Consider the following 9,335-nt stretch of genomic DNA (forward strand, 5'->3'; position numbering starts at 1 on the left):
CGGGGCGAAGGGGATATGTCGCGACCTCTCCGTCCCCCGCCCAGCTCTCGCAGGGCACGTCCCCTCGCCACGTTTTACGGGGGTCCGCAGGACGGGTCGAGACCAGTGGCTCGACCCCGGCAAGGTTAGGGTGAGGGGCAGCCGCCGGCGCGAAGCGCACGGAAATCACGTCACGCTTTCGCTGGAAACGCCCTAACCACCAATACTGATCACCGCCTTGATCAGCCCATTCTTCTCATGCGCCCAGCGCGCGAGATCGCGCGGCGCATCGGCAAGCGTCGTGCGGTGGGTGATGAGCTTGTCCACCGGCACTAGCCCTTTGGCGATCGAATCCGCCACATGCTCGAAATCGACGCGGGTGGCGTTGCGGCTGCCGATCACCATCATCTCGCGCTTGTGGAATTCGGGATCGGAGAAGCGGATATCGTCCTTGACAACGCTGACCAGCACCAGTGCGCCGCCATGGGCAACGAAGGAGAAGGCCTTTTCCATCGAAGGGCCGTAACCCGTCGCGTCGAAGACCACGTCGAAACCGTCGCCGTTGGTTTTGTCGCGAACGGCGTCAGCCGTTTGCTCGTTGGCAACGATGCCGGAGGTGAAGCCGAAACGCTCGGACGCCATCTGCAGCCGCTCGGTGCTGGTATCGAGCAGCGTCACCTCATGGCCTGCGATGCGCGAGAAGATCGCCGCCCCGAGCCCGATAGGCCCGGCGCCGATGACGAGCGCCCGTGCACCGGCACCGGTCATTGATCGGCGCACCGCATGGGCGCCGATCGCCAGGAACTCGGTGGTCGCCGCCGCCTCGAGGCTTACACCTTTGGCGGCATAGAGGTTCTCGGCCGGAACCGAAATCTCCTCGCAGAAGGCGCCGTCGGTATGGACGCCGAGCACCTTGATATTGGTGCAGCAATTCGGCTTGCCCTGGCGGCAGGCGATACATTGCCCGCAGGAGAGATAGGGATTGACGATAACGGGCGTGCCGACCGCGATAGTCACCCCGTCGCCCGCTTCCAGCACCGTTGCCGAGATCTCGTGCCCCATCACCCGCGGATATTCGAGGAAGGGATGTTTGCCCTCGAAGATGTGGTAATCGGTGCCGCAGATGCCGACATGGCTGACGGCAAGCCGCACCCAGCCGGCGGCGGGAGCCGCTGGCGAAGGACGCTCGACGATCTCGAGTACGCCGGGCTCCCGGCAAACAACTGCTTTCATGACGGGTCTCACATTCCTGGAATGGAAGAAGCCGGCATGTTCAGGCCGGCTGTCTCTTGTCGCTCAATTGCTCCGGCGGCGGCGCAGCTGGTCGAAGAACACGATCACGATGATCAGCAGACCGGTAATGATGCGCTGCCAGAAGGAGTTGACGTTCAGAAGGTTCGCGCCGTTGTTGATGGTGGCGAGAATGAAGGCGCCGATCAGCGGGCCGTGCACCGAGCCGACCGCGCCGAACAGGCTGGTGCCGCCGATGACCGAGGAGGCGATTGCCTGCAGTTCCCAGCCGTCGGCCTGCGTCGCATTGCCGATCGCGATGCGCGAGGCGAGCAGCACGCCGACGAAGGCGGCGAAGGAGGCAGACAGGATATAGGCAAGATAGATCATGCCCTTGACGTTGACGCCGGAAAGGCGCGCCGCCTCGGCGTTCGAACCGACCGCGAAGAGATAGCGGCCCCAACGGCTCAGATGCAGGAAGATGAAGGAGGGGACCGCCACCAGGATGACCATCCAGAACAGGCTCGGAATACTGAGCAGATCGGCGCGGGCGAAATTGCTGAAGCCCTCATTGGTGATGTTGATCGTCGAACCGTTGGTGATCAAGAGGCCAATGCCGCGCAGCGAAGTCAGGGTTGCCAGCGTGATGATGAACGGCGGCAGGCCCATATGCACGATGCCGAAGCCATGGAAGGCGCCGATCGCCACACCCATGAGCAGCGTCAGCGCGATCGCACCCCAGACCGGCACGCCCGCCTGCAGCAGCCAGGCGATGATGACGGTGCAGAAGCCGACGATGGCGCCGACCGAAAGGTCGATGCCGGCGGTGATGATGACGAAGGTCTGGCCGAGCGCCAGGATCGCGGTCATCGCGCCCTGACGCAGCAGGTTGGAGATGTTGAGCGGCGTCCAGAAGCTCGGGGTGACGACGCCGAGCACGATCCAGAGGAAGATCAGCAGGCCGATCAGCGTCAAGCCGAACAGGATGTTCATTTTCCGGCGCGGCGGCGGCGCGACGATTTCGGTGGGGGTGGCAGTCATGAATTTTCTCCCTCTTATTCTTTTGGCTCAGACGCCGATCGCTTCGCTGAGCACTTCTTCATGCGTCGCCGCGTGGAAATCATGGCTCGCGACGATTTTGCCGCCGCGGAAGACGTGCAGCCGGTCGGCCAGCTCGTAGACCTCCGGCAGGTAGGAGGAGATCAGGATGATGCCTGCGCCGTCCTTCAGAAGCTTGGCGAACAGCCGGTAGATTTCCGCCTTGGTGCCGACGTCGACGCCGACGGTCGGCTCGTCGAAGATGAAAAGCCGGGCGCCATGGCTCAGCCACTTGCCGATGACGATCTTCTGCTGGTTGCCGCCCGACATGCTGGAGGCCGGAACGCGCCGGCTCGGCGTCTTGATGCTGAGATTGCGGATCTGCTGGTCGGCATTCGCCGATTCACGTGTGTGATTAATCACCGGACCGTGGCTCAGCCGCCCGAACACCGGCAGGTTGATGTTGAGGCCGATCGACTGGTTGAGGCAAAGCCCCTGGTCGCGGCGGCTTTCCGGCGCCAGCGCAATGCCGAGCTCCATCGCCGTGCGTTCGTTGCGGATGTCGACACGCTTGCCCATCCACTGGACATCGCCTGATGTCGTCGGCTGGCGGCCATAGAGCCCGAGCGCGAATTCGCTGCGTCCGGCGCCGATCAGGCCATAGAGCCCGACGATCTGCCCGGCCTTGACGCTCAGCGACACGTCATTGAAGCCCGGACCGGAAAGGCCGTTGACGGCAAGGATCGTCTCGCCGATCGCAATCTCTTCCTTGTGGTAGATCTGTTCGATCGAGCGGTTGATCATCAGCGCGATCAGCTCGGCGTCGTTGGTCTCGCCGATCAGGCGGGTCCCGACATGCGTGCCGTCGCGCAGCACCGAGACACGGTCGGCAAGCTCGAAGACTTCCTCCATGCGATGGCTGATATAGACGATGGTGACGCCTTCGCCCTGCAGCCGGCGGATCAGCTTGAAGAGCTGCGCCGATTCCTGGCGCGTCAGATAGGCCGTCGGTTCGTCGAAGATCAGGAACTGCGTGCCGCGCATCGCTGCCCGCGCCGTCGCCACCAGCTGCTGCTGGCCGATCGTCAGTGAACTTAGCAGCGCACCGGCCGGCAGGCCGAAGCCGAGATCGTCGAGCACGGCCTGCGCCATCTTCTCCATCTGCTTCTTGCGCATCAGGCCGAAGCGGTTGACCTCGTCGCCGAGGAAGAGATTGGCGGCGACCGTCAGGTGCCGGCAGAGCACGACCTCCTGGTGGACGGCGTTGATGCCGCGTGCGATCGCCTCGTTCGGCGTCGCCAGCGCCACCGGCTGGCCGCACCACAGCACTTCGCCGCCCGTGCGGGTGATGACGCCGGTCAGCAATTTGATGAGGGTGGATTTGCCGGCGCCGTTTTCGCCGACGATGGCGTGGATTTCGCCGGCAAGAAAGGTCAGCGTCGCTGGCTTCAGCGCCTGCACATGACCGTAATTCTTCTGCAGGCCCTTGAGTTCGAGGATAGGCGATCCGGCGGGAATTCGATTGGCTTCTTTCAGCGTCGCACTGTCATCATGGCGATGACTGACCTCTTCCAGTCCGATCATGGACCTCTCCTCCTTGTGTCGCCTCTGCTCTCCACCCCTGGTGACCATACCATGGATAGAAAAGGCCGCGCCGGTTTTTGAAGCCGGCGCGGCCTGTCTGTCGTTGTTACTTGATCTTCGGGTTCAGCAGCGCGTCGATCTTGGGATCGGCCATATTCGCCTTGGTGACGAGGTTTGCGCCGGTGTCGACATTCTCCTCGACCTTCTCGCCCTTGGAGACGGCAAGCGCGGTCTTCACGCCGTCATAACCCATGCGGTAGGGGTCCTGAACGACGAGGCCGGCGATCGCACCGTCCTTGAGGAAGCCGACCGTCTTGTCGTCGCTGTCGAAGCCGATGACCTTGATCTTGTCGCCGAGCTTGTTTTCGGCGATCGCCTGGCCAACGCCCTGCGCCAGGATCAGGTTCGAGGCGAAGACGCCGACGAGGTTCGGGTTTGCCGTGATCAGGTCGGTCATCATGTTGAGGCCGGTCGTTGCCTGCCCGTCGCCGTACTTGTCGGCGATGACTTTAAGACCCGGATATTTGGTCTTCACCTGATCCAGGAAGCCTTCGCGGCGCTGTTCCAGCGAGCCGACGCCCGGAAGGTTGGTGAGGATGACGATTTCACCCTCTTCCTTACCCGACATTCCCTTGATGGCGGCAGCCAGACCATCGGCGGCGATGCGGCCGCCCTGAACGTTGTCGGTCGTCAGGAACGACTTGAACGCCTTGGAGTCGGCGCCCGAGTCGATGCCGATGATCGGAACCGACTTGGCCGCTTCATCGATCGGCTTGCCGAGCGCCTTGAATTCGGTCGGCGAAATGACGACAGCCGCCGGCTTGCCGGCAACGGCGTTCTCCAGAATGCTGATCTGGCCGTTGACGTCGGATTCGGCCTGTGCGCCGAGTTCCGGTACGTTGACGCCGAGATCCTGGCCGGCCTTGCGGGCGCCGGCCAGAACGATCTGCCAGTAGAAGGACGTCGTGTCCTTGACGATGATCGGGATCGTCACGTCGGCGGCAAACGACGGTGCCGGCATCGCCGTGGCGATAACGGCGGCGCCTGCAAGCGCGGTAAAGGCGCGGCGGGACAGAAGGGATTTCACGAAACTCATAAGGGTTCTCCTCTCAGGGTGCGTTCTCCTCCGAATAAATCGGCCGCTGAACGCAGGCGGACGATTTTTATCGATAAAAAACATTTGCCAGGTGAAGCTAGCCGAGGCGCAATCAAATTGCAAGAGCGCCAAACCGGCTTTTTTGCTTTGGTAAACTCCTGCCAAGCAACTGATTTTATTCCAATACCACGATACCCTAAAATAGGGATCAGGCCATGTCGACTTCGTGCGGATGGACGACGCCCTTTTTCAAAATCAGGTTGCCGTACAGACGGAATTCCGTCGTCGCGACGATATAAGTCGCCTTGCGCGCCATCGCGTAGAAAGCAAAACGCTCCACCGGCACCACGCGGAAATCGCCGGCGCGGCGCGTCACGATCTGCTGGAACTCGGCGCAGACCTCCGGGATCGCATCGGGATCGCCGACCACTTCCATCCGCCACACCGCTTCCGGCACGAAGGTGTCGAGCGGCATGTGGGTCAGGATAGCCTCGGCCATGTCAGTGGCGCTGACGCCGTCGGCGCGAATGACAGGCGGCCCCATCGAGCCCGAGGGAAAATTGGCGTCAGATATGACGATGTCGTCGCCATGTCCCATGGTCTTCAGCGCATGGAGCAGGTCGGGGCCGAGCAGCGGATGGATACCCTTGAGCATAATCTCTCCTCAGACTCGCACGGCTTCGGCGCCGAGCGGCGGCGCGACCAGCGTATAGGGTTCGAATTCGGCATAGATCTCGTCGGCAAGCCGCGGCTCGACGATCTCCATGTTGCGCGTGAGGCTCGAAGGCTTGGCCGTGCCGATCAGCACCGAGGCGACGATCGCCTCACGCAGCGGAAATTGCAGGGCGGGAGCAGCGAGCGGTACGCCGTGGCGTTTGGCGATCGCCTCCATCGCGCCGACCTTGGCAAGCACCTCGTCATCAGCCGGCATATAGTCGAAATGCGAACCCGGTACCGGACCGGTGGCGAGGATGCCGGAGTTGAAGACGCCGCCGACGACGAGCGACGTGCCCTTCTGCCGGCAAAGCGGCAGCAGTTCGGCGACGGCCGAGCGGTCGAGCAGCGTGTAGCGGCCGGCCATCAGGATGCAGTCGAGATCGGAATGGCGCATGACGTCGAGGCAGACCGGCACCTCGTTGACGCCGAGGCCGAAGGCGGAGATGGCGCCAGACGACTTCAGTTCCTCCAACGCCTTCACGCCGGAATCGAGAAACTGCTTCTGATGGACCGCGTTTTTCGCCGCCCCATGCGTGTAGACGCCGAGATCGTGCACATAGAGAATATCGATGCGGTTGAGGCCGAGGCGGGCATAGCTGAACTCGACCGAGCGCATGATGCCGTCATAGGAATAGTCGTAATCGGCATCGAAGGAGAGCGGGTCGACATAGCTGTAATCAGGCACCGTGCCGGTCGGCACCGGCCGAAGCAGCCGGCCGACCTTGGTGGACAGCACGTAGGACCCATCCGGCTGGTCGCGCAGGAAATCGCCGACCCGCCGCTCGGCAAGGCCGAGCCCGTACCAGGGCGCCACGTCGAAATAGCGAATGCCGCTGTCCCAGGCCGCCTGCAGCGTGTCCATTGCCTGCTCGCGCGGGCAGGCGCGGTAGAGACCGCCGAGAGCGGCTGCACCGAAACTGATTTCGGTCACCTCCAGCTTGGTCTTGCCGATCCGTCTCGTCTTCATCATGCCTCCTTGCGAAGAACTTGAGCTTGGTCTAGGGAGCAATCCCAGGAAAAGTGTGAAGCGGTTTTCCGTCCGGGATTGCGTAAAACAAAAGGTCAGAGCGTCGCACCGAGATGCCAGGGCACGAATTCATTGTCGCCGTAGCCGAAGAGCTCGCTCTTGGTCTTCTTGCCCGAGGCGGTATCGACGATGAGGTCGAAGATCTCGCGGCCCTTGCCGCTGATCGTCGCGTCACCCGTGGCGATCGTGCCGCAATCGATGTCCATATCCTCTTCCATCGAGGCATAGAGCGCCGAATTGCTGGAAAGCTTCAGTGACGGCGCCGGCCGGCAACCGAAGCAGCTGCCGCGGCCTGTGGTAAAGGCGATCATGTTCGCCCCGCCCGCCACCTGGCCGGTCGCCGAGACCGGGTCGTAGCCGGGCGTGTCCATGAAGACGAGGCCGGGGGCCGTGACCCGCTCGGCATAACCATAGACCGCCGTCAGCGGCGAACGCCCGCCCTTGGCAACCGCGCCGAGCGACTTTTCAAGAATGGTCGTCAGTCCGCCGCGCTTGTTGCCGGGCGAGGGGTTGTTGTCGAGAGAGGCGCCGTGCAGGGCGACGTACTCTTCCCACCAGGCGATCTTGTCGTCGAGCTTCTTTGCCACCTCGTCGCTGACGGCGCGGCTGCGCAGCAGATGTTCCGCACCATAGATTTCCGAAGTCTCCGACAGGATCGCCGTGCCGCCGGCTGCGGCCAGCAGATCGGCCGCGACACCCAGCGCCGGATTGGCGGTGATGCCGGAAAAGCCGTCCGAGCCGCCGCATTGCAGGCCGATGATGATCTCGCCGATCGACATCGGCACGCGCTTTTCCTTGCCGACATCGGCGGCAATTTCGCGCAGCATGCCCATTGCGCGTTCCACCGCGCGGCGCGAGCCGCCGGCATCCTGGATGTTGAAATGCCGCTTCGAGGCGCCCGCACCACTCTGGCCGTAAAGCGTCAGCTGGTTGACCTCGCAGCCGAGGCCGATCATCAGCACGCCGCCGAAATTCACGTGTCTGGTGTAGCCGGCGAGCGTCCGGTGCAGCACGTTCATGCCGTCGCCGGTCGAGCTCATGCCGCAGCCCTGGTCGTGCACGATCGGCACGAAACCGTCGATGCCTTCATAATGCGGCAGGATCGTCCGGTTCGCCTCGTCGGCGATCGCCCGGCAGACCGTGGTGGAACAGTTCACGCTGGCAATGATGCCGATATAGTTGCGGGTCGCGGCCCGCCCGTCGGCACGGCGATAGCCCATGAAGGTGCGCCCGACGTCGTCGGCTGTGGCCGTTTCCGGCGCCGAATTGGCGGTCGCCGCCAGCCGGTCGTTTTCGAAATGCAGGTTGTGGCTGTGTACATGGTCGCCGGCCTTGACCTCGGCCGTCGTGCGGCCGATCGCCTGTCCGTATTTCACCACGGGTGACCCGAGCGGAATATCCGCTATCGCCACCTTGTGGCCGGGGTCGATCTTCTCGCGGGTCTGAATGCCGGCAACCGTCGAACCCGGCGCGATTGCCGCCGTTGCGACCGCGACATTGTCACCGGCCGAAAGGATGATCCAAGGCAGTTTGTCCAATTTATTCTCCCTGGGAAAGGCTCGCTACATCGGCGAAAGCGCATTGATTTTGTTTTTTATCTACAATAAACATTTTCAAGTCAACGGGAATATTGATCCTGTGGACGAGGGAGGCAATGAGCCGCAGGCGACCGGAAATAAGCTAAAGGTCGTTTGAACAAGCCCCGGTCCGCTCCGTCCTGCTTTGAAGCGGGGCGACGGTCACGAGGGCGGAAAGCGGGGTCTGGTGGCAAGGCAGAATACGGTCTTCAAGGAAGCCTATAACAGGTATGCCGTAGCCCTGCGCACGGATACCGCGCTGCCCTCGGAACCGGAGATCGCCGCCCAACTCGGCGTCAGCCGCTCGACGGCGCGCGCCATCCTGACGCGGCTCAGCGAAGAAGGCATCATCCGCTGGAACAAGCGCCAGAAGATCGTGCTGCGCCAGCCGACCGACCACGACCTCTTTCCCTCCGAAGAAACCGACTCCCTGCATGATATCATCGAGCGCAGCTTCATGCAGCGCATCCTTGCCGATGATGCAGCACCCGGCATGCAGATCAACGAGCTGGAGCTTGCCCGCGAGATCGGCACCGGAACGACCAGCGTGCGCGAATTCCTGATCCGCTTCTCCCGCTTCGGCCTCATCGAGAAGCGCCCGAACAGCCACTGGACGCTCAAAGGCTTCACCCGCGAATTCGCCCTCGAACTTGCCGATGTGCGCGAAATGTTCGAGCTGCATTCCGCCGCCGAATTCGGCCGGCTTTCCAGGGATAATCAGAGCTGGGCCGATCTTGCCGCCATCCGCGACGAACATCACGCCATGCTTGCCGACATCAACCAGCGCTTCAAGGATTTCTCCGTCCTCGACGAGCGCTTCCACTTGTTGATCCACCGCGCCTCGAAAAACCGCTTCATCGCCGATTTCTACGACGCCATCGCCATCGTCTTTCACTATCACTACCAGTGGAACAAGACCGCCGCCCGCCAGCGCAACGAGCGCGCCATCCATGAACATCTGGATTATATCGCAGCGCTGGAATCCGGCGACCAGGCGGCAATCGAAACCGCCTGCCGCGCGCATCTTCACTCCGCCCGCCAGACCCTGCTGCAATCCCTGCCGCAGGTCGCCACCGAAACCGCCTGA

The 9,335-nt window shown here is 62.7% G+C and carries 8 protein-coding genes; 1 reads left to right on the top strand and 7 read right to left on the bottom strand.

Going from position 1 to position 9,335, the window contains the following annotated elements:
• Positions 1 to 192: 192 nt before the first annotated feature.
• The 7 genes from OLZ32_RS36395 to OLZ32_RS36425 form a co-directional block, all read right to left on the bottom strand.
• On the bottom strand, positions 193 to 1,212 hold the full coding sequence (locus OLZ32_RS36395) for a zinc-binding alcohol dehydrogenase family protein (protein ID WP_264425245.1): 1,020 nt from the start codon (positions 1,210 to 1,212) through the stop codon (positions 193 to 195).
• Between the two features lie 63 nt (positions 1,213 to 1,275).
• Entirely contained in the window at positions 1,276 to 2,250 is a 975-nt protein-coding gene (locus OLZ32_RS36400; protein WP_003545129.1) for an ABC transporter permease, read from the bottom strand.
• Positions 2,251 to 2,277: 27 nt separating this feature from the next.
• Positions 2,278 to 3,831, bottom strand: a complete 1,554-nt coding sequence (locus OLZ32_RS36405) for a sugar ABC transporter ATP-binding protein (protein WP_264425247.1) — start codon at positions 3,829 to 3,831, stop codon at positions 2,278 to 2,280.
• A 106-nt stretch (positions 3,832 to 3,937) separates the two neighbouring features.
• The gene (locus tag OLZ32_RS36410; RefSeq protein WP_003545133.1) at positions 3,938 to 4,927 is read right to left on the bottom strand and encodes an ABC transporter substrate-binding protein; all 990 of its coding nucleotides are present in this window, start codon (positions 4,925 to 4,927) and stop codon (positions 3,938 to 3,940) included.
• Positions 4,928 to 5,135: 208 nt separating this feature from the next.
• On the bottom strand, positions 5,136 to 5,582 hold the full coding sequence (locus tag OLZ32_RS36415; protein WP_264425250.1) for an RbsD/FucU family protein: 447 nt from the start codon (positions 5,580 to 5,582) through the stop codon (positions 5,136 to 5,138).
• A gap of 9 nt (positions 5,583 to 5,591) precedes the next feature.
• Positions 5,592 to 6,611 carry an aldo/keto reductase gene (locus tag OLZ32_RS36420; protein WP_264425253.1) on the bottom strand — a complete coding sequence of 340 codons (1,020 nt, stop codon included), beginning with the start codon at positions 6,609 to 6,611 and terminating at the stop codon, positions 5,592 to 5,594.
• Between the two features lie 95 nt (positions 6,612 to 6,706).
• Positions 6,707 to 8,209 (bottom strand): UxaA family hydrolase, encoded by a 1,503-nt coding sequence (locus OLZ32_RS36425; RefSeq protein WP_264425255.1) that lies wholly within the window; start codon positions 8,207 to 8,209, stop codon positions 6,707 to 6,709.
• A 226-nt stretch (positions 8,210 to 8,435) separates the two neighbouring features.
• On the opposite strand from OLZ32_RS36425, the gene OLZ32_RS36430 reads away from it, so the two are divergent.
• On the top strand, positions 8,436 to 9,335 hold the full coding sequence (locus tag OLZ32_RS36430) for a GntR family transcriptional regulator (RefSeq protein WP_264425258.1): 900 nt from the start codon (positions 8,436 to 8,438) through the stop codon (positions 9,333 to 9,335).

The sequence above is a fragment of the Rhizobium acaciae genome (assembly GCF_025941625.1).
GTDB classification, from domain to species: domain Bacteria; phylum Pseudomonadota; class Alphaproteobacteria; order Rhizobiales; family Rhizobiaceae; genus Rhizobium; species Rhizobium acaciae.

Excerpts from the sequence above, each read along its gene's own strand:
- OLZ32_RS36395 (WP_264425245.1), bottom strand. The coding sequence starts at position 1,212 with ATGAAAGCAGTTGTTTGCCGGGAGCCCGGCGTACTCGAGATCGTCGAG.
- OLZ32_RS36400 (WP_003545129.1), bottom strand. The coding sequence starts at position 2,250 with ATGACTGCCACCCCCACCGAAATCGTCGCGCCGCCGCCGCGCCGGAAA.
- OLZ32_RS36405 (WP_264425247.1), bottom strand. The coding sequence starts at position 3,831 with ATGATCGGACTGGAAGAGGTCAGTCATCGCCATGATGACAGTGCGACG.
- OLZ32_RS36410 (WP_003545133.1), bottom strand. The coding sequence starts at position 4,927 with ATGAGTTTCGTGAAATCCCTTCTGTCCCGCCGCGCCTTTACCGCGCTT.
- OLZ32_RS36415 (WP_264425250.1), bottom strand. The coding sequence starts at position 5,582 with ATGCTCAAGGGTATCCATCCGCTGCTCGGCCCCGACCTGCTCCATGCG.
- OLZ32_RS36420 (WP_264425253.1), bottom strand. The coding sequence starts at position 6,611 with ATGAAGACGAGACGGATCGGCAAGACCAAGCTGGAGGTGACCGAAATC.